Here is a 24,689-nt window from a genome sequence, read left to right on the forward strand (position 1 = left end):
GGCGCGTCGTCACGTGCCGGTGATCGACACTGGGCGCTTGCGCATCGCGAAGGTGTGCTCGCTGCCCGGGAACGCGCGCTGCTTCACCTCGTCGCAGAAGTGACGCGCGGCCGCGACCACGCGATCGAAGCCGTCGTCGTAGCGCTTGACGAACTTCGGCCGGAGATCGGCGGTCATGCCCAGCAGGTCGTAGCAGACCAGCACCTGGCCGTCGCAGTGCACGCCCGCGCCGATGCCGATGGTCGGGATCGCGATCGCGTCGGTGATGCGCGCGGCGAGCTCGCCCGGGATGCCCTCGAGCACGAGGGCGTACGCACCGGCCTCCGCGACCGCGACCGCGTCGGCGAAGATGCGCTCGGCGTCGTCGTGCTCGCGGCCCTGCACGCGGAAGCCCCCGAGCGCGTGGACCGATTGCGGGGTCAGCCCCACATGGGCCATCACCGGGATGCCAGCGGCGACGATGCGCGCGATGGTCGGCGCGATCGCGGCACCGCCCTCGAGCTTCACGGCGTGGGCTCCGCCCTGTGCGAGGATGCGCCCGGCGTTGCGCACCGCCTCCTCAGGCGTCACCTGATAGCTGAGGAACGGCATGTCGCCGACCACGTGACAGTGGCGTGCGCCGCGAGTGACGGCGCGCGTGTGGTAGACGATGTCGTCGACGGTGACGCCGAGCGTGTCGGCGTTGCCCTGCACGACCATGCCCAGGGAGTCGCCGACCAGCAGCAGCTCCACACCGGCCTCGTCGAGCATGCGGGCGAAGGTCGCGTCGTACGCCGTGACCATCGTCAGCGGCTCGCCGCCCTTGCGCGCACGGATCTCGGGCACCGTGATCGCCTTGCGCGTCTCGAGCTGCGGTGCAGCGCTCGGACGGCCATACTTGACCTCGGGGGTATCGCTCACGTCGGGCCTCCCGCCTCCGGTCGTGGCCGAGCGCCATGCTCGGTCCCCGCCTCGGGGGTGCGCGGTCACGATAGCACCCGACCGCGCCACTCGCCCCCTCGCAAGCGGGCACCGAGGCCGGGAATCGTGCAGCGCGCCGCTGCAATGTGCCGTGCACGGTTTGACGCGCGAATCCCATCGTGCAACCTTACGCGCGCTTCGGCCCTCGCGGCCGTTTCCCCAACGAGGTCACCGTGAGCTTCACGCTTCCCCCGCTGCCCTTCGCCAAGGACGCGCTCGTGCCCCACATGAGCGCCGAAACCTTCGACTACCACTACGGCAAGCACCACCAGGCCTACCTGAACAAGCTCAACGAGCTGACCGCGGGCAAGCCCGAGGAGCACAAGACCCTCGAGGAGCTCATCCGCACCACCGAGGGCGCGCTGTTCAACCAGGCCGCGCAGGTGTGGAACCACACCTTCTTCTGGAACAGCATGAAGCCCCAGGGCGGCGGTGCCCCCAAGGGCAACATCGCCGCGGCAATCGATCGCGACTTCGGCGGCTACGACAAGTTCCGCGCCGAGTTCGCCGCCGCCGCCACCGGCCGCTTCGGCTCCGGCTGGGCGTGGCTGGTGCAGGACGGCGGCAAGCTGTCGATCACCACCACCGCCAACGCCGACACACCGCTGCGCGACGGCAAGCGCTGCATCCTCACGCTCGACGTGTGGGAGCACGCCTACTACATCGACTACCGCAATGCCCGTCCCGGGTTCATCAACGCGTTCCTCGATCACCTGGTGAACTGGGACTTCGCGAACGAGAACCTGGCCTAGCCAGCGGCCCGCGAACAGCCCCCGCCGTCGGGGGCCCGCGCGTCAGTCCTCGAAGACGATGGTCTCCTCGGCGAGCGCGAGCGCGCCGGGCCGATCGCCGAACCACAGCGACAACGGCACCAGCCGCAGCACCCGCACCAGCGGCACCGGCAGCGCCCACCCGAGCGCGACCTGCCCCAACCCGCGAGCACTGGGCGAGGCGCCGAGCGGGTTGGGCAGATCGAAGCCGAGGATCGCCTTGAGGTTGGCGAGCAGGCTCGGCGGGTCGGGCACCAGGGTGATCTCGCCTTCATCGGTGCGCAGCCCCGCAATCGCGCGCGCGCGCTGGATCGCCTCGCGCAGGCCACCGTAGTCGTCGACCAGGCCGAGCTCCATCGCGCGCACGCCCGACCACAGCCGCCCGCGCGCCACCGCGTCGACCTGCTCGGGGGTCATGCTGCGCGCACGTGCGACGCGGGCCGTGAACTCGCGATAGCCGTCCTCGATGCTGCGCTGCGCAGCCTCGCGTTCGTCCTCGCTGTACGGCTTCCACCACGAGCGCAGGCCAGCGTGGTCACCGAAGTCGAACTGATCGATGCCGATGCCGATCTTCTCGGCGAAGCCCGAGAGGTCGAACTTGGGATAGAAGATGCCGATGCTGCCCGTCACCGTGGTGGCATCGGCATAAATGTACTGGCCGCCGGTGGCGATATAGTAGCCGCCGCTGGCGCAGGCGTTGCCCATCGAGATCACGACCGGCTTGCGCTTGCGGGTGAGGTCGAGCTCGCGGGCGATGTCGTCGGCCGCGCGCACGGAGCCGCCGCCGCTGTCGATGCGAACCACCACCGCGCGCACGGAGTCGTCCTTTCGCAGACGCTCGACCTGCTTGGCCAGCGTCGTGCCGCCCGCGATGCGGCGGCCGAGCAGGGGCACCGTGAAGCTCTCGCCGTCGAGCAGGTCGCCCTCGATGGTGAGCACGGCGACCCGCGGCGGCGGCCCGAACATCGCTGCATGCTCCTTGCGACGATCGGGCGGCTCGATGCGAATGCGACGGCCCAGCAGACGCTCGAGCCGAGCGTCCAGCTCGTCGGGGAACGACAGCTCGTCGATGATGCCCTCGCGCAGGGCCGTCGGCGGATCGATGGGGGCGTCGTCGATCCACGCCTTGATGACGCGCGCATCCTGGCCACGATCCCTCGCCACCGTGCGCAGCACATGGTTCCACACGTCGCTGACGAGCTGCTGGCGCTGACGCGCGACCGGCTCGCTGGCAGCCGGGCGCTCCCAGCTCTCGGGCGTGCCCTTGTACTCGGCCACGCGCACGAACTCGGCCTGCACGCCGAGCTTGGCCAGCAGGTCGGCGTAGTGGAACGCCTGGATGCGCATGCCCAGCAGCTCGAGGCCGGCGTTGGGGTGCGCGACCACGTGGTCGGCACCGGCGGCGAGGAAGTAGCCACGCAGGCCACCGCCGTGCATGTAGACCACGACCTTGCCGCCGCGCTCGCGCACGCGCAGCAGCGCCTCGCGGATCTCCTCGAGCTGGGCCCATCCGAGGTGCATGCCGTCGGTGTGGACCAGCGCAACCCCGCGGCGGTCGGCGAGATCGTCGAGCTCGCCGATCAACCGCCACATGCCGCGGTCGCCGGCGTAGCGATCGAGCTCGAACTTGGTGACGACGCGGGGCCGCGCCCCGACGACGCTGCGGTAGCGCTCCTGCGAGGCCCGCAGGCGCAGCACGCCGCCGTCGGCCGCGAACGACGACGTGCCGCCGGCTGAGCTGGTCGCGCCGGCCATGAAGCCGAAGTGACCGAAGTCGATGCCGAAGCCGGCGTTGATGCGCACGGCGTCGCGGGGAGCGTCGCTCTGTTCGCCGTTGGAGCTCGCCGGCCAATACTGGAAGCGCTCGGCCTCGGCGAACAGCCGCACGCCGCGGAGGTTGAGCAGCACGCGCCCACGCGGATCGACGTAGTGGGTCCTCCAGCGCACGTCCCCCGGGACCCGCGGCGCATAGCGCAGGCCGACCGCGAGCTCGAGCGCGTTGGTGCCGAGCGGACGCAGCGCGAGCTCGGGGTCGAGCACGTACGACTGCGATACCGGTGGCTCGGGCCCGGTGCGCGGGATGTTGATGCTGCGCGCGACGAAGCCGAAGGCGAGGAATCGCGTCGGCCACCACGCCAGCGCCAGATCGACCGAGTTGGTCCCTGCGGCGTGGAAGTTCTGTGCCGACGCCAGCCGCGAGTACGAGATGCCGAGCGACAACCGTCGCAGCGCGCGCGGGGTGCTGGCGCGTCGAGACAGCCAGCGCTCGAGCGGGAACGCGGCCGCGAGTGTGATCTTGCTGTAGGGGTCGTCGGGGTTCTGCGGCTGCGCGACCCCGCTGTCGACCACGCCGGGCGTGAGCGGGTTGAGGTATTGGTAGGCGAGACCGATCGATGCGATCTGGAGCGGCAGCGGGAGGCCCAGCAACAGGCCCACGCCGTTGCCGCGGCGCAGCGCAGCGCCACGGGTCCACGAGAGATCGAGGACGCCGCCGAAACCGCGGAGGAAGCCGAGGTTGGCGGGGTTGGTGACGGTTGCGGCACCATCGGCCTCGCCCGCGACGGTCGTGTAGACGCGATCGGCGTCGCGCGCGATCGGTCGCGCCTCGCCCTCGTTGGGGCCCGCCGACGCATCACCGGGCAGCATGGCGATCGCTGCGGCGAGCGTCGCCGCCTGCGGAGCGAACGACGACCTCATCCCCGCACCCATACCACGGTCACTGCGTCACCGCCCTCGGCCGGCAGCCCAGGCCGATGGCGCGCGACGTGGGGCAACGACGGCAGGTGCTCGCGCACCGCCTTGCGCAGCGCGCCGGAGCCGTGGCCATGGCGCACGATCACGAGCTCGGTGTCGTCCTCGATCGCCCGTGCGAGCTGCGACTCGAGCAGTGCCAGGGCCTCGTCGGCCCGGACGCCGCGCAGGTCGACGACGTTGTCGACGCCCGGCTCGACCGCGCGGGCCTCGGCACCGAAGTAGCGCGCACCGTCGCTCTCGAGCGTGACCGCGGCCGGTCCCGTGCGGGTCGGGCCGGGCTTGGGTCGCCCACCGCTCGGCACCGTCAGCTCGTCACGCGCGACGGTGGTGCGACCGCTGCCGAGCTGCACGGTCACGCGATCGCCCTTGATCGCGACCACCTCGCCGTCGAGCCCGAGTCGCTCGACGCGGACGCGATCGCCGACCGCCGTGCTCACCACCTTCGGTGCCGACGGGCCGCTGGGCGCCGCGGGTCGCGAAGCGTCGAGACGCGACGCGGCGTCGCCGATCTGCCCGGCGACCCGCGCGATCGCGGCCTCGTCGGCGCCGCGACGCAGCGCCCGCCGGGCGTCGCGCAGCTCGGCCGAGAGCCCCCGCAGCTCGGCGGCCGCGGCCTGGTGGGCCTTGGCGAGCTTGGCCGAGGCGCGCTCGGACTCGTCGCGCTCGAGCGCCTCGAGCCGCAGCCGTGCGGCCGTCATCGCATCGCTCTCGCGGCGCAGCTCGAGGCTTCGGTCGCGCAGCTCCTCGCGCAGCTCGGCCAGCTCGACCAGCACCGCGTCGAGGTCGGCGCGGCCACCGTCGACGAGCGCGGCCGCGGCGTCGAGCACCGCGGTGGGCAAGCCCAGCCGGCGCGCCACCGCCAGCGCGCTCGAGTTGCCGGGGATGCCGAGATGGATGCGGAAGGTCGACGACAACGTCGCGAGCTCGAAGCCCACCGCCGCGTTGACGAAGCGCGCATCACCGTGGCTCAGCAGCTTGAGGCGCTCGTAGTGCGTGGTGACCACCGCGGTCGCACGGCGCTCGACGAGCTCGCGCACGATCGCCTCGGCCAACGCCGCGCCTTGATCCGGATCGGTGCCGACCGCGACCTCGTCGAGCAGCACCAGCGTACCTTCGCCATCGTCGCGCGCGCGCTCGCAGGCCCGGCGCACGTGGCCGATGTGGGCCGAGAACGTGCTCAGATCCCGGGCGATCGACTGGTCGTCGCCGACGTCGGTGACGATGCCGCGGAAGAGCGGCACGCGGGCGGGGCTGGCGGTCGGCAGCCGCACGCCCACCCGCGCCAGCAGCACGCACAACCCGATGGTCTTGAGCGCGACGGTCTTGCCGCCCGCGTTCGGGCCACTGATCACGAGCGCGGTGCCGTGGGCGACGCGGAGCAGGTTGGGCACGACCTCGCGCCCGCGCAGCAACATCAACGGATGTCGCGCGTCGGGCAGCTCGAGCACGGCGTCGGCGGCGGGCTCGAGCAGCACCGGCGTGATGCCGCCCAGCGCCCGCGACAGCGCGAGACGGGCCGCCATCGCGTCGACGCGCACCAGCGCCTCCACGCAGTCGCCGATGACGTCCGCGCTGCGCTGGACCTCGCGCGACAGCTCGGCCAGCACGCGCTGCTCCTCGCTGCGGACCGCGACCTGGGCGTGGCGCACGGCGTTGTTCTCGTCGACCAGCTCGTGGGGCTCGACGAAGAGCGTCTGCCCGCTCTGGCTGGCGTCGTGGATGATGCCACCGATGGTGCCCGGGCCACCGCTCGCCGAGAACGCGCTGGCCCGCACCGGCAGCACCACCCGGCCCTCGCGCTCGGTGACGTAGGCGTCGCCGAAGGCGTCGGCCAGCGCGGGGCGCCGCAGCAGCCGCTCGGCGGCGGTGCGCAGCGCAGCCTTGGCGCGGCGCACCTGCTCGCGCAGCCGGGCGAGGGTCTCGCTCGCGCCGTCGGCCAGCGCGGGCTCGCCGTCGACACCATCGGGCTCGATCGACCGCTGCAGACGTGCCGTCAGCGGACGCGGCGGCTGCAGCGAGCTCAGCGCGGCACGCAACGCCGGCAACGGCGGCTCGCGGTCCTTGCTGGGATCATGCTGCAGCGCGTCCGCCCACGCGACCGCTGCCACCAGTGCGTCGCCGACCGCCAGCAGCTCCGCAACGTCGAGCGGTAGTCCCCGCGCCGCGCGCTGCAGCACCGCGGCGATCGGCTCGACGCGCGCCATGAGGCTCGCGTGCGCGAGGTCGGGGTTGCGCTGCTGCAGCGACTCGAGCTCGTCGAGCTCGACCAGTCGTGACGCGCATGCCGCGAGATCGCCCTGCAGCGAGAACAACGACGACGCAGATTCGTCGCCGCCGGCCGCCTGTGTACGCTCCTGCTCGAGCCGAGCCCGCGCCGCCGGGCTACCGAGCGCCTGCGCCAGTGCCTGCTGCAGCGCCGGCCACTCGAGGTGGACGGCATCGGCCATCGCCAACACGTCGGACATGAGACCCGTACGCCCGCGACGACCGCCGCCCACGCGAGCCCCGAGAGGATAATGCACTAGCCCTCACATGAGTTCGGGACGTAAGATGCGGCTTTGCTGGGCTTGGCTGGCATCCGGCCGCCCGCACGAGGCACCCCTCCCCCTCCGCGCTCCCGCTCGACGACGCCGCTCCCACGGCGCACCGCCCTCGAAAGACCAAGCGCATGCACGCGTCTCGCCCTCGCCCGCTCGCCCGCCCTCGCCTCACCCCCCTGCTGTCGATCGGCGCGCTCGCGTTGGCGGCGGCGCCGGCGACCGCGCTCGCCAACGAGGCGGGCGGCGCCCACCACCACCCGCCGCCGACGTGGATGGTCGTGTTCTTCGTGGTGATGCTGCTGTCGATCGCGATCATCCCGCTGACCAAGCTCGAGCACTGGTGGCACAGCAACCTCAACAAGCTGCTGCTTGGCCTCGCGCTCTCGCTGTACCCGGTCGTGTGGCTCACGATGATCGAGCCGAACTTCGGCGAGCTCGGCCTCAAGCTCCACGAGTACGCCAGCTTCATCACGCTGCTGGGCGCGCTGTTCTACATCTCGGGCGGCATCTACCTGGCCGGCGACCTCAAGTGCACGCCGCAGTCGAACACCGCGTTCCTCGCGTTCGGCACCGTCATCGCTTCGCTCATCGGCACCACCGGCGCATCCATGCTGCTCATCCGCCCGGTGCTGCGGGCAAACCGCGAGCGCCGCTTCGTGGTGCACACGGTGGTCTTCTTCATCTTCCTGGTCTCGAACGTCGGCGGCTCGCTGCTGCCACTGGGCGACCCGCCGCTGTTCCTCGGCTACCTGCAAGGCGTGCCGTTCCTGTGGACCACGGGACTGTGGAAAGAGATGTCGGTCGTCGCCGGCATGCTGCTGGTGCTGTACTTCGTGGTCGATCGCCACTTCTACGGCCGTGAGAGCGCCGAGGCCCGTCGCTCCGACCTCGCCCACGCCACGCCGCTCAAGATCGAGGGTGCGATCAACGTCGTGTGGCTGCTCGGCATCGTGGCCTGCGCGGCCTTCATCCGCGACGAGCACGGCATCTTCGTGCGCGAGGCCGCGATGGTGGGCTGCATGCTGGGCTCCCGGTTCACCTCGCCGGCCGAGACCCGCGTGAAGAACTCGTTCTCGTGGTTCCCGATCCTCGAGGTCGCCGCGTTGTTCATCGGCATCTTCCTGACGATGATCCCGGCGCTGCTGATCCTGCAGTCGAGCGGCGATCAGCTCGGCGTCGACACGCCAGCGAAGTTCTTCTGGGCCTCGGGCGTGCTGTCGAGCTTCCTCGACAATGCCCCCACCTACCTGGTGTTCTTCGAGACCGCCGGCGGCATGACGGAGCGCGGGTTGCTGAGCGGCGCGCTGGTGCCCGGCACCAACGTCCCCGAGGTGATCCTCGTCGCCATCTCGTGCGGATCGGTCTTCATGGGCGCCAACTCGTACATCGGCAACGGGCCGAACTTCATGGTCAAGGCCATCGCCGAGGAGTCGAAGGTCGTGATGCCGAGCTTCTTCGGCTACATGAAGTGGAGCGTGGCGATCCTCATCCCGTCGTTCGTGCTGGTGACGCTGATCTTCTTCTAGCGGCACAATCGCGCCCACCGGGCCCGCCGGACTTGCTTCGGCACCCAAAGCGTGCGACGACCTGCCCCACGTGACTTTCGACGAGCTGGGGCTCGCAGCCCCGATCCTTCGCGCGGTCGACGAGGCCGGTTACCGCGAGCCAACGCCCATCCAACAGCAGGCGATCCGGCCCGTGCTCGAAGGCCGTGATCTGATCGGCTGCGCACAGACCGGCACCGGCAAGACCGCAGCCTTCGCGCTGCCCATGCTGCAGCGCGTCGATGCGCGCGCCGGCGATGATCCCAAGATCCGCGGCCTCGTGCTCACGCCAACGCGTGAGCTCGCCGCGCAGATCGGCGACAGCTTTGCGACCTACGGCAAGCACCTCGAGCTGTGGCACGCGGTGATCTTCGGTGGCGTCAACGACACCCCGCAGATCGCCGAGCTCGATCGCGGCGTCGACATCCTGGTGGCGACGCCAGGGCGCCTGCTCGACCTGCACGGCCGTGGTCGCGTGGACCTCCGCGGCGTGGAGGTGTTCGTGCTCGACGAGGCCGACCGCATGCTCGAGCAGGGCTTCCTCCCCGACGTCCGCCGCGTGATCGCGGCACTGCCGGCCAAGCGTCAGAACCTGCTGTTCTCGGCGACGATGCCCGACGAGATTCGCACGCTCGCCGACACCATGCTGCACGACCCGGTCACGGTCGCGGTCGCGCCGCCGTCTTCGGTGGCCGAGCGCGTCGAGCAGCAGATCTACTTCGTCGGCCGCGGCGACAAGCCCAGGCTGCTGGTCAGCCTCCTGCGGGGCGAGGGCGTGCGATCGACGCTGGTGTTCAGTCGGACCAAGCACGGCGCCAACCGCATCGCGCAGGCGCTCGAGAAGGCCGGCATCCGCTCGGCGGCCATCCATGGCAACAAGTCGCAGAACGCCCGCACCCGCGCGCTCGAAGGTTTTCGACGCGGCGATCTCGAGGTGCTGGTGGCGACCGACATCGCCGCGCGTGGACTCGACATCGACGGCGTCACGCACGTGATCAACTACGACCTGCCGAACGTGCCGGAGACCTACGTGCACCGCATCGGGCGCACCGCGCGGGCCGGCGCCTCGGGCATCGCGCTGTCGCTGTGCGACGACGAAGAGCGCGAGTTCTTGGTCGACATCGAGCGGCTCATGCAGCGCCACATCGACCGCGTCGAGCAGCACGCGTGGTCGGTCGCGCCGCCGCCCATGACCGACCTCGACCGTAGCCAGCGTCGCCCGGCCGCGTCCGCGCCGGCCCCCCGCCGGCGCGGTGGTGGTGGCGGTGGTGGTGGTGGTGGTGGACGTCGCGGCGGCGGTGGCCGTCGCGGCGGCGGCCCGCGCCGCGGCTAGCCGAGCGCGGTGCAGCGGCGCACGTGCACCGCTCAGCCCGGTAGCAACTGCTTGGCGATCTCCTCGAGCAGCTTGCGCCGCGCGCTGTCGCGGAAGAGCGCCGGATCGATGAGCCGGGTGCCTGCGCGTGCCGCATCGCGCTCCACCCCGCGCTTGCCGGACTTGTAGCCGATCGCGACCTTGCCGGGCTCGCCGCTGCCGGCCACGAAGATGTGCTCGAAGCGGCCGTCGTCGTCGGCGTCGTAGTAGGCCCACACCGCGCCGTTGGCGAAGCGAAGCGTCACCTCGGCATCGAACTTGCCGGCCTGGACCACCGCCAGCGGGCTCTGCTTGGCGCGCTTGCCCTTGAAGGTGTCGTCGTCGAGATCGATGAGCACCACCACGGCGTCGCGATCGAACACCGACAACACGCGGTTCCCGAAGCTGCCGATCGGCGAGACCCCGACCGCGGCGGTCGGCAGCGGCGGCGGGAACGAGCTGGCGTCGTCCGCAAGCGCCGCCCGCGGTGCGGTCGGGAAGCTGTTGGCGAGCATCGTCGCGAGCCGCTCGCCGCGCGCCTTGTCGTGGAGCAGCGCCGGGCGCAGCAGCAGGCGACCGAGGTGCTCGGTGGCGATCGCCAGCTTGCCGCCGGCGTCGATCGAGGCGGCACGCAGCGCGACGCCGCTGTCGATGGAGGCGCCCTCGAGCATGAGATCGTAGGCCCCGTCGTCGTTCGTGTCGTAGAAGACCCGGGTCGGCGACGACTGCACGACCATCACGTCGGCGTGGAGGCTACCCGCGCGGAGGGCACGCAGCACGGCCAAGTCGCCGCCGGGGCGCGGACCGCCCCGCGTGCGCGCCTTGCTCCGCGCGGCGATGGCGGCCAGCTTCGGGAGCACCTGTTGATCGACGTCGAACAGCACGCGCTTGTCGAGCCGCGTCTGCACGTCGAGGGTGTCGGGCACGCCGTCCTTCGAGCGGTCGTCGGTGCGTGCGGTGATGGCATGCACGCGATCGAGACCGGTGAGCTCGGACTGGCCGGTCGTCAGCGCGTCGACGAAGCGCTCGACCCCCGGACGCAGCGGCGCCTTCTCGAAGCGCTGCGCCAGATCCCGCAGCAGCACGCCGTCCAGCGCCGGCTCGCGGGTCGGCACCCCGCCGGCGAGGGTGTAGCCGCGGGTCTTGCCGCTCTCGCCGTCCTGCACCACGACGGTGTCGAAGGCCCCATCGTCGTTGGTGTCGAGGTACGCGAGGGTGTCGGCGACCGGCATCGCAAACGCCTGGGGCTTGCGGGGCAGTCGCGAGTTCCGCAGCATCGCCAGCTCGGCGTCGAACGCCCGCGAGCCCTGCACCTCGGCGGGGGTCGGCAGCGTCTTCACGCGACGGAAGCTGTTCTGATCGAGATCGCCGAAGGCGACCTGACAGGTGAGGTTCTCGCCGCAGGTGCCGGCGAAGGTCAGCGCGTCGACCTCACCGTCCTGATCGAAGTCGATGAGCTGCCCGAGCGTGCCCGCGCTGGTCCAGGGATCGGGCAGGAAGGTCTTGGCGGCCTCGGGGCGGTCCTTGGCGAAGTCGCGCAGCTCCTGGGCGTGGATGTGGAAGGCCAGCGAGCCCAGCGAGACGAACTGACTGAACGCGGTGCGGACGGCGACGTTGAGGCCGACCAACTCGCCGGTCGACTCGTCGACCAGCGGCCCGCCGCTGTCGCCGGGGAGGATCGAGCAGTCGGTCTGGATCTGTCGGCCCGCATCGGTGGCGGCCTTGCGGATGCCCTCCTCGATGCGTGTCTTCTCCTCGGCGGAGACGTCGCGCTGCATCTGCACGATCGCACTGACCTGATCGTCGAGCGTGCCGATGGCATTGATCGCGCAGCGCTTGATCGCCCAGCCGAGACCGACCCCAGCATTGCCGAGCGCGAACACGCGGGTGCCAGGGCGCGGATCGGTGGCGGCGATGCTCAGCGCCGGGAACTCGCGACCGTCGCCGCCGACCTTGAGCAGCGCCAGGTCACGCTTCTCGTCGATCGCCACCGCGACCGCGGTGAGCCGCTCGCCCGCCGTGATGCTGCCGTCGTCGTGGCGCAGCGGCAGTGTCACGCCCACACCGATTCCGAAGTCCTCGTTTCGCCCGGATGCGACCACGTGGTAGTTCGTCAGCAGATAGCCGCGCGGGTCGATGAACACGCCGGTACCCGCGCCCCACTCGGTGGTGATGAGCACGGTCGCGTCGAACGCGGCTGCCTGCAGCTGCTCGGGGGTGCGCGGCGTCGCCGTCGTGGCCGTGACCGGCTTGCTCGGTGCGGCCTTGGGCTCGGTCGGCGAGGTCGGGTTCGCGACCGCGCCGCGGTGGCAAGCGGACACGAGCGCGAGCGAGAGGATCGAGCGCAGGCGAGACGACGTCACGACCGCCAGAGCGTAGCAGCTCGAGCGCGGCCGGGGCCGTGGCTTCAGCCGTCCTTGCGGGCCAGCGCGGCGGCCTTCCAGAAGCCCTTCGCGACGTCCTTGTTGCGCGGCTTCTGCTTGCGGGCCTCGCCGTAGGCGTCCTTGGCCTCGCCGTAGCGACGCAGCGCCATCAACGACTCGGCCCGCAGCATCAGCGCCCGGAAGTCGCCGGGCGCGACGTTGAGCAGCTCGTCGGCGGTCGCGAGCACGGCCGCGTGATCCTTGTGGCGCTTGAGGATGCGCGCCTGCCCGAACAACGCGTCGGCCAGGCCCGTGCGAGCCTCGGGGTGCTCGGGCCACACCGCCACGAGATCGCGAAAGCCTTCGGCCGCCTCGGTCCACTGGCGACGCTCGAGACTCGCGATCGCGCCGGGGAGGATGTCGTCGGCGGCTTGCTGCCGCAGCTTGGCGATCGCAGCGTTGCCGGGCTCGGCGATGGCGAGGTTGGTGAGCGCAACCGCGAGGCTGCCCTCGGCCGGCTCGCGCCAGTGCTTGCCGACCACGGCCGCCTGGGCCAGGCCGAGCCAGTCTTCGTGGGGCGTCGGTGCCGGCGGCTCGATCGACGGCGTCGGCACCTTGGCCGCATCGTCGGGCCCGGGCGAGACCCGCGGGGGCGTGGCGTCCTCGCGCTCGGTGGGCTGCGGCCCGCGCCCGTGCTTCGTGTCGCCGCCGCTGGCGTCCTCGACCACGGGCGCCTCGCCCGGCTTGCGATCGTCGGGTGCATGCGTGCGCTCATCGAGCGTCGCGGGGTGTTCGTCCACCGCGGGCGACGGCTCGCCGCGGACACGGTCGAGCAACTCGGGTGCGACCGCGAGCAATGCAGCCGCGGCCACGAGCCCGCCCAACGCGACGAACAACAACGCCTTGCCTGCGGCGGCGGCAGCCGACGGGCGTCGGTGCGCCTCGGCGTCCTCGCGCCCCGACGGCGGCGCGGCCACGGGCGCGCGCGGGGGCGGAGCGATGACCGTGCGCTCGGGCTGCACGTACCCCGACGGCGGTGCGTCGATCGCTGCGATCGCAGCGCGGTGGAAGCTCGCCGATGCCGCCGGCGAGGGATCGTCGTTCATGCGCACGCCGTCGAGCGAGTCGCCTGCGGCCTGCAGGCCTAGCACGTTGGCGACTGCGCTCGCGCGGCCGTCGACCGCACGCGTGAGCTCGTACTCCAGCGCGCGCATCGACGGTGGACGCAGCGCGGAGGCCCGCGCGAGGCAACGGGCGATCACGTCGGCGAGCGGCTCCGGCAGCTCGGGCCGGTACGCGGTCGCCCGCACGGCCTCGCGGGCGCCCTTCTGCATCAGCACGTCGATCGCGTTGCGGCCCTCGAACGGCAGCCGCCCGGTGACCATCTCGAAGAGGATGCAGCCGACCGCGTAGACGTCGGACGCCACCGTCGCGTCGAGCCCAGCGCCCTGCTCCGGCGCCATGTAGTCGGGCGAGCCCATCACGAGGCCCGGCGAGGTGGTGGAGGCGTCGGCGTTGACGTGCTTGCAGATGCCGAAGTCGAGCACCTTCACGAAGTCGGGGTCCTTGCCGCGCGGCGTGAGGATGACGTTCTCCGACTTGAGATCGCGGTGGATGATGCCGACTTCGTGGGCAGCCGACAGCGCGCGGCAGATCTGTCGCGCGATGTGGACCGCGCGGCGGATCGCCAGCGGGCCCTGCTGGCGGATGGTCGCGCCGAGGTGCTGGCCCTCGAGCAGCTCCATCACCAGATAGACGTCGCCCGACTCGGTGGTGCCGATGTCGGTGACGTCGATGATGTTGGGGTGACCGGTCTGCGTGGCCGCGCGGGCCTCTCGCATGAAGCGCGTGATGATGTCGGCGTCACGCGTGTAGATCGAGTGCAGCACCTTGAGCGCGAAGGTCTTGCCCAGCGCCAGGTGGGTCACGCGGAACACCGCGCCCATGCCCCCGATGCCGATCAGCCCCTCGACCCGGTAGCGCTGCGCGACCACCTGCCCGACCCAGCTCTGGGCCGACTCGCGCAGCGACTTGGCGTTGGGCACCTGGGCCGGCCGGGCGCCGGGGGCATCGAGCTCGACGATGTCGGACTCGCCGAGGGTGATGGTCGAGTTCGCGGTGCGGGTCGCCGGCGGTCCGCCCTCGAGCGCGATGACGTCGCTGATGCTGATGGCCTCGCTGTCGCTGGCGCGGGCCCGCAGGTCCTTGAAGTCCTGCTGCGCCAGCTGGGCGTAGTCACGCCCCTCGACCTTGTACTCGCGCGCGAAGATCTCGCGCATGAACTCGGAGATGCGATCGGCGTCGCACGAGGGGAAGTCGCGCGCGAGGATCTCCGACAACGCGACGCGGAACTCGCCCGCGGTCTGATAGCGCTCGGCCGGGTCGGCGGCGAGTGCCTGCAGCAGCACGTCGTCGAGTCCGACCGGGATGCCGGGCACCAGCTCCGAGGGCGCGCGCACGCTGGGGTTGCGCACGGCGGCCAGCGCCTCTTGGTGGGTGCGGTTGTTCGAGGGGAACAGCTGCCGCCCCGTCAGCAGCTCCCACAGCACGATGCCGCAGGCGTAGATGTCCGTGCGACGATCGGCCGGCAGGCCCTTGGCCTGCTCGGGCGAGAGGTAGCTGTAGCGCCCGAACACCACGCCGGGGCTGGTCATCTCGCGCTTGATGGCGCTCTTGGCCAGGCCGAAGTCGGTCAGCTTCACCTCGCCGCGGTAGCCCATCAGGAGGTTGGGCGGCGAGATGTCGCGATGCACGAGGTCGAGCCCCATCGCGTCGTGCACGTAGCTCAGCCCGCGCAACACCTCGCGCACGACGTGCATCGCGACGTCGACGGGGATGCGACGGTGGAGCTGGGCGCAGCGGTTCCACACCGCGCGCAGGTCCTTGCCCTCGACCAGCTCCATCGCGAGGTAGTACTCGTCGTTGACGCGGCCGGCGTCGAACACCTGCACCAAGTTGGCGTGGTTGAGCCGCACCACCACCTTGGCCTCGTCGAGGAAGCGGCGGTGCACGCCAGCGTCGTCGAGGTTGTGCAGCACCTTCTTGACGACGCACGGCTTCTCGAAGCCACGCTCACCGGCGGCGGCGAGGAACAGCTCGCCCATGCCGCCGCGCGCCATCTGCCGCACGAGCACGTACTTGCCGAAGAGCTGGGGGAAGCCGTCGGCCGACGAGCCCGACCCCGCCCGCGACTGGCTCGGGACACTCACGACTGGGGGACTATAGCAACTAAGTCAGGCGGGAAGCTCGATGTCGACGCGCAGGGGCTCGGGTTGCCCGGGCGCCATGGCGGCCGGACGCGGCGACGGCACGCCGCGCGCCGCCGGGTCCGGGTCGTCGTGGTGCGTGGCATCGACGTGCAGCGGATGGGTCACCGAGGGCGATCCCGAACGTCGAACGCGCAGGACGTAGTCGCCGGGCATGGCCTGCTCGACCCGCACCCGCCCCTGCGCATCGGTCACGGCGCCGCGGAACGGGCCTCCGTCCACGCGCACGCCCGGCGCGGGCACGCCCGCGAGCAGCACGCGAACCTCCACGTCGGGGCCCGCCGCCGGCGTCTGGCCCACCAGCTCGACGTCGTCGCCCGGTCGCACGGCACTCGCGGTCGCGATCTCGACCCCGTCCTGCAGCACCCGCAGGTCGTAGGGCCCCGCACCGAGCGACTCGAACGCGAAGCTGTCGCCCTGCACGTCCGCCTCGTGCTGCTCGAGCACGACGCCATCCTCACCCGCTCCCGTCGGCCGAGCGATCACGTGGGCACGCGGGTAGGTGTGCCCGTCGGCGCCGATCAAGCGGCCACTCAAGGTGTCGGCCGGGGCTCCCAGCCGCAGCGCGGGGGCCTCGCGATCGAGGCCGGGCGTCAGCTCGAGCTCGAGCTGGGCCGGCGCGAAGCCCTCGGCGCTGGCGGCCACCCACAGATGGTCGTGCAACGGCAACACACTGTCGTCGCAGCCGCCACTCACCTCGGTGCAGGGATCGCACGGCGCCCGCTCGACCAGCGCGATCGACCACTGACCGTCGGCATCGGTGGTGGTCGAGCGCGAGACCGTCGGCATCATGCCCTCGGGGTCGGCGTCGTCGCCGGGCCGCAGCGACACCCGGGCCCCCGCGATCGGTGCACCGCCGCGATCGACGACCTCGCCGTGCAGCCGCGCCAAGCCGACCGCCTGCAGCACCGTGGGCTCGCCGATGCGCAGCACCCACGGCTGCGCCGGCCGCAGCGCGGGATGGTGGAGCTCGGCACAGATCACACCGAAGCAGCCCGGCGCGGCGAAGCGCCCCTCGTCGTCGAGCGCCACGCTCGAGCGCGGGATCGCGACGACCTCGTCCTCGACCAGGCACCGCAGCGAGATGCGGCCGTCGTCGACCGGCTCGCCGAACTCGTCGACGACCTGCCCGAGTACGCGCCGGCTCGCGGAGTCATTGCTGCGCGCGCCGACGCCGGTGCGACCGTCGACCGGCTCGCCCTCGCTGTCACCGACAGCGAGCGCCTCGTCGATCGCGGCGCGTCGCGAACGCTCGGCACGGGCGCGCAGCCACGACCACGCCAGCGCGGCCACGACCACGACCACCGCCGCCGCCGCGACCGCGCGCCACCTCAACTGCCGTCGCCCCCGCGCATGATCGCATCGGCGCGCTCACGGGCATCGGCGAGCACGGCGTCGACCATCGCGTCGACCTCCGCCGCCACCCGCGACAACCCGGCCGCGTCGGCGGTCGCGGGCCCGCGTCCGAGCGCGTAGACCTTGGCCTTGGGCTCGGTGCCGCTGGGTCGCACCACCAGGCGACAGGCCAGCGCACCGCGGCTCTGCAGCTCGAACACGAGCACGTTGCCGGGGAGGTCGCGCACGCGACTGCCGGTCGCGCGGGGGCGGCTGCGATCCTCGACGCCGATCACGTCGAGCCCCCCGATGCTCCGCGGCGGCTCGTCACGCCAGCGCTGCATGAGCCCGGAAATCGCCTCGCGCCCGCGCGCGCCGTAGGCGTAGAGGTTCGCGGTGCGCTCGCGGTGATAGCCGTGCTGCATGAAAATGGCGTCGAGCTGGCCGTGCAGCGTGCGCCCCTGCTGCTTCGCCCACGCCGCGCACTCCGCCAGCAACAACGCTGCGACGGCACCGTCCTTGTCGTGGACGTCGTTGCCGCGCATGTAGCCGTGGGACTCCTCGCACGCGAACACCAGCGGCCGGCTGGGGAACTCGTCGAGCATGCCGGCGTGGTGCTTGAAGCCGACCAGCAAGTCGTCGACCACGTCGACGCCGGCGGCCTTCGCCATCGTCGCGATGATCGGCGAGGTCACCAGCGTGCACAGCACCCAGCCGTCGGCCGGCAGGCTCGCGTGGCGCAGCACGTGATCGAGCATGAGCGCGCCCAGGCGGTTGCCGTCGATGAACTCGAAGTCGCCGCTCGAGTTGCGCGCCGCGGCGCCGAGGCGATCGGCATCGGGGTCGGTCGCGAGCGCCAGATCGGCGCCGTCGCGCTGCGCCTGGGCGATCACCAGCGCCAGCGCGTCGGGGACCTCGGGGTTGGCGCTCGCGACGGTGCCGAACGCTCCGCCGTCGGGCAGCTGCGCGGGCACCACCGCGACCGCCACACCGGCGCGTCGCAGCAGCGGCAGCACGGCGGTGTGGCCGACCCCGTGCAGCGGTGTGAAGGCGATCGACACCGCCGCGGCCGCGGCGGCCTCGCGCCAGACGCCCTGCGACCACACCGAGTCGTGGTAGGGCCCGTCGAAGGCTGCGATGCCGTCGCCGACGGCGATCTGCACCCGCGACGCGTCGTCGGGGCCCGAGGGCTGCAACGGTCGGGCCATGGCCGCGGTGATGGCGGTCATGAGCGCGCGATCGCGGGCGCCCAACACCTGTGCGCCGTCGCTTCCATAGATCTTGATGCCGTTGTCGCCCGGCGGGTTGTGACTGGCCGAGATCACCACCCCCGCGCCGCACTCCCGCGCGCGCACCCAGTACGAGAGCTGCGGCGTCGGTCGGGCTTCGTCGAGCAGGATCACCTCGAGGCCGCACGCCGCGAGCTGCTGCGCGGCCGCGTGGGCGAACGTGCGGCTGTGGGTCCGCGTGTCGTAGGCGATCACGACGCGACGGGGCGCGGCCTCTTGGGCGACGAGATCGGCGACGCCCTGCGCGGTCTCGCGGATCACGGTCTCGTTCATCCGGTTGGGGCCAGGCCCGACCTCACCGCGACGGCCGCCGGTGCCGATCGGCAGCGGCCCCGCGAACGCGTCCTCGAGATCGGCCAGTGCGGCCGCGTCCCCGGAGCCGGCGGCGGCGAGGCGTGCACGGAGGATCGCACGGTCGTCGGCGTGCCGCGGATCCTCGAACCACGCGCGCAGGCGTCCCAACCACCCCGCGCCGGCGTCGCCGTCGGCGGTACCACGTGCGGCCAGGCTGGCCGGGACCACGAGGGTCGCGTCGTCGGGCTCGATGGCCGGATGCACTCCGGGAGGTCGCTGCGTCATCGTGGGCCGCATCTTAGCGGCGCGCCCACGCCTTGGGGGAGACCCATCGCAACGCGACGTGGGCGCGCAGAGCACCGGCGCGCTGCACGTGGTGCAACCGCGACCACGCGCCGGTGGTGCCCTCGCCGACATCGCGACCACGCGCACGGGTGAAATCCGTCGGGGTACTCGTGCGTTCGCAGCCGAGCCGGCGGACGCGCGCCCCGGCCAACCCACTCGAGTCACCCCAACGCGGACCCCCACGTCGAGCCCATCACGACGTGGCCAACGCGACGAACCACCCCCGCGCGTTGCACCGAAGACCACGTCGACGAGGGGACCGAATCACAGAGCCACACGCGTCGTTCTGTGGAACAATGAGGGAAGCTCGCTGTCCCTCGTCGTCATCTCGACCGCCCCCCGAGTGACGGCCCCCATCCGGGGAGCGAAGGAGCCATCATGCGTCAACCACTGTATCTCCGTCTGCGACCGTTCCTTCGCCGAGAGCTGCGCGCCAAGCTGGTCTCCGCGGTGGTCACGATCCTCGTGTTGTCCGGGCTGGCGTGGCTGGGCATATCGGCACTGACCGGTATCGACAGCCGCGAGGCCCACATGCTGCGGGTCTCGCTCGGCATCGAGTCCGCGTCTGCGGTCTGCGGTGCGCCGGGCGGTCCGGCCTGCGCCTACGAGGATCGCGAGCAGGCGCGGGTCGACGCCAAGTTCGAGCACGAGCGACGTCTGCGACTGGCCGTGCTCGAGGAGCTCTCGCGCCGGATCGCCAGCGCCAACGCGCGGCTCGACGAGGCCGCCGAGCTGGCCAACGGCGCCAAGCTCAGCCCGCGCACGGGCGCGCTACAGGGCGACACCGTCGCGCTGCGGCGGGCGCTCTCGATGGCGGCGGTGGATCTGCGGCCGGCCACGGTGACCTCGGTCGAGGGGCGACGCGAGCGACTGTTGTGGGCGCTCGACGTGGAGATGCCCGAGCTCCCGGGTGACTGCCGCGCGATCGATTTCGACGGCGTGGGTTGGGTCGGCGGCTGTGATCTCACCCGCGACGGCATGCCCCAGCCGCGCAGCGATCAGCGGCGCCTGCTGCTCGAGCAGATCGCCATCGAGCGCGCCACGCTGACCGATGTCGCCCGCCGCGTCGACGCGCTGACCCAGCGCGACGGCGGCGAGCAGGGCGGAGGCACCGGCGGCCGCGTCGAGTTGATCGCCGAGCTGCTGCCCCAGCGCACCACGCCGACCGACTACGCCGAGCGCATGGCGGTCGCGACCTGGCTGGCGATCGGTGGCGTCGAGGACGAGTGGGGCGACGAGGGCACCAGCAGCCTCACCGGTCTGGCCCGTCGTTCCGGCGTGGGTGAGGTCGGCGACGGCGTCGCGACCATGGCCCGCAACCACGTCGACGAGCTCGCCCGCGCGGTGCAGGACTCGGGCGCTGCGGTGTGGTACGGCGGCTGGCTGCTGCAGGGCAGCGAGTCCATGGCCCTCACGAAGCCGTCGATCCGCTACCGCGCGCCGGTCAGCGACGACACCCGCGTGCGACTGTTCGGCAGCGTCCTCATGATGCTCGGCACGCTGTTGCTGGTGGTGGTCGGGCCGACCGTCACCGCGACCACGACCGCCCGTGAGCGCGAAGCCGGCACGCTGCCGGTGCTGCGCATGACCGGGCTCTCGGCCGGTGACCTCGCGATGGCGATGACCATCGGGCCCAACGTCTACGCGCTGGTGGCGGGCCTCGGCCTGGTCACCGTCGCGGGCGGCATGTTGGCGTCGACGATCGGCCTGTTCGCAACCTTGTCGTTGATGGGCTGCGTGCTCGGCTTCGCCGCGGTCACCTACCTGACGGCGATCGGCCTCGGCGACGCGCTCGGCCAGCGGGTCAACGCGCTGGTGGTCGGCGGCCTGCTCGGCTTCGCCGTGCTGGTGCCGGGGCTCATCGGCACCACCATGCTGGTCGGCGACATGGCGGCGACCGGCCTGCTGCTCGGGCCCCTGCCCGCCGCACTCGCCAGCACCGTGGCGCACTCGGGCCTGCCGTACGGGGGCATGCTCCGCCACCCCGGCGAGCTCGTGATGCCGATGATGGGCTACGCCTTCGTGACCCAGTTCATGCTGGGCGTGATGTGCCTGACCTCGTGGCGACGCCGCGTCGAGCAGCCATGGGCGCCGCTGTTCCGCCCCATCGAGGGCGCGGCGCTCGGGCTCGCCAGCGTCGGCTGCAGCGCGCTGACGCTGCTCGACCTCAGCGAGCAGATCCACGTGCAGACCTACGACCAGGTCAACCTCGTCACCTTCGTGGCGACCGGCTTCCTCATGCCGGTGCTGGGATGGCTGCTGGTGTCGAGCCTCGTGCGGCCGGCCCGTGCCGCGGCGGTCGCCAGCTACCAGGAGGTGCGGCGCGCGTTCGGCCGCTTCCAGCTGGCGGTGGTGCTCACCGCGGCGGCGCTGGCCTCGGCGTACGCCCTCGTGCTCGATCGCTCGGGCCTCGGCAACGAGAAGTCCGAGATCATGTGGGCCACCATCGCGCAGGGCCTGCTGGTGGCCGAGACCGCGGTCGCGACCCTGTTGCTGGCCTCGCGCAAGCGCGACGGACGACATCGCGTGCTCATCGTCGGTGCGGTCGTGGTGATGCTGCAGCTGGCGTTCACCGGTGCGGTCTACAACCTCGAGGTCGAGTTCGTGGCGATGACCCAGTCGTCGGCGCACCCTCTGCTGGTCGGTATGGACGCCTCGGCCTACTGGATCGCATTCATGGTGGTGCTGTGGGCCGCTGGCCTCGGCCTGGTGATCGCCGCACTGCTGCGCGAGCGTGATCGCACCGAGGGGGTCGACGCCTCGAGTGCCGACGCCGAACCGGGCGAGGGCGAGGGCGAAGGCGAAGAGCCGGAGCGCTGGCTGCACTGAGCCCTGGGCCCCAAGGCGAGGTTCGGTGCCCCCGAACGCCCGCCAGGGCCGCACCCCGTGCGCCCCCCGACCGGATGAGGGGGGCCCAGCCGCGACGGACCCGACTGCGCACCGCGATCCCCCGTGATCGCCGTTCGCAGCCGGGTCCGCGGCGTTCGTGCTGGTTCCCACGTCCGCGTGTGCGCAAAGCCGACGGCACCGGTCGGCAAACCGGCGACCCGCGTTGTCCAAGGCCCGGTCGCTCGGCATGATGCGGCGACGGGGGTGCTTGGCCTATGCGCAACTTGATGATCTCGACCATCGTCGCGGGCTCGCTCGCGGGCTGCGGCAGCGACCGCGACGAGGGCAACCAGTCGGGCAGCGGCGTGACGCTGACCACGGCGACCACAATCACGAGCGCGGGCTCCGACAGCACCGGCGACGCGACCGACACCAACGACACGCTCGGCAAGCTCGACGTCGCCGGCCCCGGCGGCTCGGACAGCAGCGGCGGCGGTGCCTGTCAGTCGATCGACATGATGTCGTCGATCGGCCTGCAGCCGGCCGACATCATCATCGTGGTCGACAACTCCGGCAGCATGGACTTCGAGGCGCAGGCCGTGCAGGCCAACATGAACGCGTTCTCATCGCAGATCTTCCTGGCGAACATCGACGCGCACGTGGTGCTCATCTCGCAGATCGATGGCGACACCGGCGTCTGCGTCGACCCACCGCTGGGCTCCGGCATGTGCCCGACCGACGACAACAACCCGCCCGGGCTGACCCACATCGTCGACGGGGTCGACAGCAACAACGCGCTGCAGAAGCTCATCGAGCACCACGCCGAGTGGGCGCCGGCCATGCGCGCGACCGCCAGCAAGCACGTCATCGTCGTCACCGACGACAACTCGGACCTGTCGGCGAACGACTTCCAGACCATGTGGGCCGCGCTCGACCCGACCTATGTGCCGTACAAGTTGCACGCGATCGCGGCCCCCGAGGGGCCGGTCGCGGGCTGCCTCAACTCGACCAGCTGCTGCATCACCTCGGCGGCCGCGGGCGCGGTGTACATGCAGCTGACCATGGCGACCGGCGGCATCTTCGGTAACCTGTGCGACCAGGAGTTCCAGCCGATCTTCGATGCCGTCGCCGCGCAGGTGATCGAGGGCTCCACGCTGGCGTGCGAGTTCACGATCCCGCCGCCGCCCGAGGGCGAGACGTTCGATCCCATGGAGGTGAACGTCGAGTTCTTCGACGGCGTCGGCACGCTCGACATCGGCTACGTCGAGGGCCCCGCGGACTGCGGTGGCGTGACCGATGGCTGGTACTACGACGACCCCGCGGACCCCACGACGATCCTGCTGTGCCCGCAGACCTGCGACACGATCCAGGGTTTCCAAGGGGCCCAGGTCTCGATCCAGTTCGGCTGCGCGACCGTGCCCGCGGGTTGATCCGCGGTCCACGTATCTTCGTGCTGGGACTCACGTCCCGCTGGAACCGACGCGACACACCGACCCGCTCGGGGTGCGGCGGATCGACCGAGGCTTGCAAGCCTGCCGTTCCGCCGCATTGCCCCGTGGCGTAGAGTGGGCCCAAGCCCACCTGGCTCCAACCACCTCCGCGCCCGCCCGCTCCCCCCGCGCGCGCTCGATCGAGGATCCCATGCGTCCGTCGCCCCTGCTGTTCGCCCTCGGCCTCTTGCTCCCCACCGTCGCCACCGCCACGCCGGTGCCCGCCGACGACGCGCGCGTCGAGCCGCAGCCCGCCACGGCGCCGGTGCGCCGAGCGATCGCCACCGCGCCGCGCCCGAGCGAGCAGCCGTCGATCGTCGACGATGCGCGACCGCAGCGGCTCGGCTCGAAGATCCTCTACGTCAACTTCGACGGTGGCGAGCTGAACGCGTGCGGCAACAATGATCCGCAGCAGAACTGCACGACCATCTTTCCCGGCACGGTGGAGCCGTACTCCGGCGACGTGGCCAACCGCGCGGCGATCATCCAAGTGGTGCGCAAGCGGGTCGCGGACTTCGGCATCACGGTGACCGACCAGCGGCCGGGCGCAGGCGACTACGACATGGAGATGGTCGGCAACTGGGCCGGTAGCAACCCCGACTTCGCCGGCATCGCCCCTGCTGGCGACTGCTGGGACAACTATGGCGGCGAGGTCTCGTTCACGCTCGAGGCCAGCACCTCCGCGGACGGCGTCGCCGAGATCATGCTGCAGGAGCTCGCGCACACCTGGGGCCTCGACCACGTCGACGAGAAGCAGGACCTGCTCTACCCGACCACCGAGGGCAGCAACAAGACCTTCCGCGAGGAGTGCTATCAGATCGTCAGCAACACCGATCTGAACCCCACGCAGGGCTTCTGCAGCCACCATCAACAGGCCTGCGGCGACAACAGCCACCAGAGCAGCCACGCCGAGCTGCTGCTCATCTTCGGGCCCAGCGTGCCGGACACCGCGGCACCGGCGGTCGCGATCCTGGCGCCCGCCGACGGCGCGACCATCGAGGGCAGCAAGTTCGATCTGGAGGTCGGCCTGCAGGACGATCAGACCCCGGCGGTGATCAAGGCCACCATCACGATCGACGGTCCGAACCTCGCCGAGCCGCTCGAGAACGACGGGGCGTTCGCGAGCCCGATCGAGCTGAAGTTCCCCATCACCGGGCTGCCCGACGGCGACTACACCGTGCGCGTCGACGTCGAGGACGAGTCGGCCAACCCCGCCAGCGACGAGATCGCGATCACCATCGTCGGCTCGGACGCGATGGTCCCGGGCGACACCACGGGCGGCACCGCCGGGGCCGACACCGGCGGCGCCGACGGAACCACCGGTGCCACCGCGGACGCCACGGGTGCGGGCGACGACGGCGAGTCCGGTGGCAGCGACAGCGGCGTGCCCGCGTCCGGTGACGACGCCGGCGGCTGTGCGTGCCGCAGCGCCCACGGCACCGCGGCGCCACAGCCGTGGTGGCTCGCCCTGCTGCTCGCGGGTCCCCGCCGTCGACGCGTGCGCGCGTAGGCGATTCCAACCCGCGGACGCCCACGGCCACCTGCGCGCCTGCTAAGGT

13 protein-coding genes are annotated in these 24,689 nt (G+C 71.7%); 6 read left to right on the forward strand and 7 right to left on the reverse strand.

Annotated features, from left to right (window positions below; translation table 11 throughout):
- Positions 1-9: 9 nt before the first annotated feature.
- Positions 10-900 (reverse strand): 3-methyl-2-oxobutanoate hydroxymethyltransferase, encoded by an 891-nt coding sequence (gene panB, locus IPH07_10725; protein MBK6917863.1) that lies wholly within the window; start codon positions 898-900, stop codon positions 10-12.
- Between the two features lie 233 nt (positions 901-1,133).
- Here panB and IPH07_10730 point away from each other — a divergent pair, with 233 nt between their 5' ends.
- Positions 1,134-1,712 (forward strand): superoxide dismutase, encoded by a 579-nt coding sequence (locus tag IPH07_10730; protein MBK6917864.1) that lies wholly within the window; start codon positions 1,134-1,136, stop codon positions 1,710-1,712.
- Between the two features lie 42 nt (positions 1,713-1,754).
- On the opposite strand, the gene sppA is transcribed toward IPH07_10730, so the two are convergent.
- A complete protein-coding gene (gene sppA, locus IPH07_10735) occupies positions 1,755-4,427 on the reverse strand; it encodes a signal peptide peptidase SppA (GenBank protein ID MBK6917865.1) in 2,673 nt (890 codons plus the stop codon).
- Positions 4,424-6,949 (reverse strand): Smr/MutS family protein, encoded by a 2,526-nt coding sequence (locus IPH07_10740; protein MBK6917866.1) that lies wholly within the window; start codon positions 6,947-6,949, stop codon positions 4,424-4,426. The genes sppA and IPH07_10740 overlap by 4 nt, the downstream gene beginning before the upstream one ends.
- Positions 6,950-7,152: 203 nt before the next feature.
- Between IPH07_10740 and IPH07_10745 the strand changes: the two genes are divergently transcribed.
- Both IPH07_10745 and IPH07_10750 read left to right on the forward strand, forming a co-directional pair.
- The gene (locus IPH07_10745) at positions 7,153-8,550 is read left to right on the forward strand and encodes a sodium:proton antiporter (GenBank protein MBK6917867.1); all 1,398 of its coding nucleotides are present in this window, start codon (positions 7,153-7,155) and stop codon (positions 8,548-8,550) included.
- 70 nt (positions 8,551-8,620) lie between these two features.
- Positions 8,621-9,901: a DEAD/DEAH box helicase gene (locus IPH07_10750; protein ID MBK6917868.1), complete on the forward strand. Its 1,281-nt coding sequence runs from the start codon at positions 8,621-8,623 to the stop codon at positions 9,899-9,901.
- A gap of 32 nt (positions 9,902-9,933) precedes the next feature.
- Here IPH07_10750 and IPH07_10755 read toward each other — a convergent pair whose 3' ends face one another.
- Genes IPH07_10755 through IPH07_10770 form a run of 4 tightly spaced genes read right to left on the reverse strand, consistent with a single transcriptional unit; the run spans position 9,934 to position 18,751 of the window.
- The gene (locus IPH07_10755) at positions 9,934-12,282 is read right to left on the reverse strand and encodes a trypsin-like peptidase domain-containing protein (protein MBK6917869.1); all 2,349 of its coding nucleotides are present in this window, start codon (positions 12,280-12,282) and stop codon (positions 9,934-9,936) included.
- 44 nt (positions 12,283-12,326) lie between these two features.
- Positions 12,327-15,491 (reverse strand): protein kinase, encoded by a 3,165-nt coding sequence (locus IPH07_10760; protein MBK6917870.1) that lies wholly within the window; start codon positions 15,489-15,491, stop codon positions 12,327-12,329.
- 24 nt (positions 15,492-15,515) lie between these two features.
- Complete coding sequence (locus tag IPH07_10765; protein ID MBK6917871.1) at positions 15,516-16,883, reverse strand: carboxypeptidase regulatory-like domain-containing protein; 1,368 nt, start codon at positions 16,881-16,883, stop codon at positions 15,516-15,518.
- Entirely contained in the window at positions 16,880-18,751 is a 1,872-nt protein-coding gene (locus tag IPH07_10770) for a phospho-sugar mutase (GenBank protein MBK6917872.1), read from the reverse strand. The genes IPH07_10765 and IPH07_10770 overlap by 4 nt, the downstream gene beginning before the upstream one ends.
- A 438-nt stretch (positions 18,752-19,189) precedes the next feature.
- Between IPH07_10770 and IPH07_10775 the strand changes: the two genes are divergently transcribed.
- The 3 genes from IPH07_10775 (at position 19,190) to IPH07_10785 (ending at position 24,640) form a co-directional block, all read left to right on the forward strand.
- Positions 19,190-21,640: a hypothetical protein gene (locus IPH07_10775; protein MBK6917873.1), complete on the forward strand. Its 2,451-nt coding sequence runs from the start codon at positions 19,190-19,192 to the stop codon at positions 21,638-21,640.
- Positions 21,641-21,927: 287 nt separating this feature from the next.
- On the forward strand, positions 21,928-23,070 hold the full coding sequence (locus IPH07_10780) for a VWA domain-containing protein (GenBank protein MBK6917874.1): 1,143 nt from the start codon (positions 21,928-21,930) through the stop codon (positions 23,068-23,070).
- 211 nt (positions 23,071-23,281) lie between these two features.
- Positions 23,282-24,640 (forward strand): hypothetical protein, encoded by a 1,359-nt coding sequence (locus tag IPH07_10785; protein MBK6917875.1) that lies wholly within the window; start codon positions 23,282-23,284, stop codon positions 24,638-24,640.
- Positions 24,641-24,689 lie beyond the last annotated feature (49 nt).

The organism is Deltaproteobacteria bacterium (genome assembly GCA_016709225.1).
In the GTDB taxonomy this organism is placed as follows: domain Bacteria; phylum Myxococcota_A; class Polyangia; order Nannocystales; family Nannocystaceae; genus Xiheibacterium; species Xiheibacterium phototrophicum.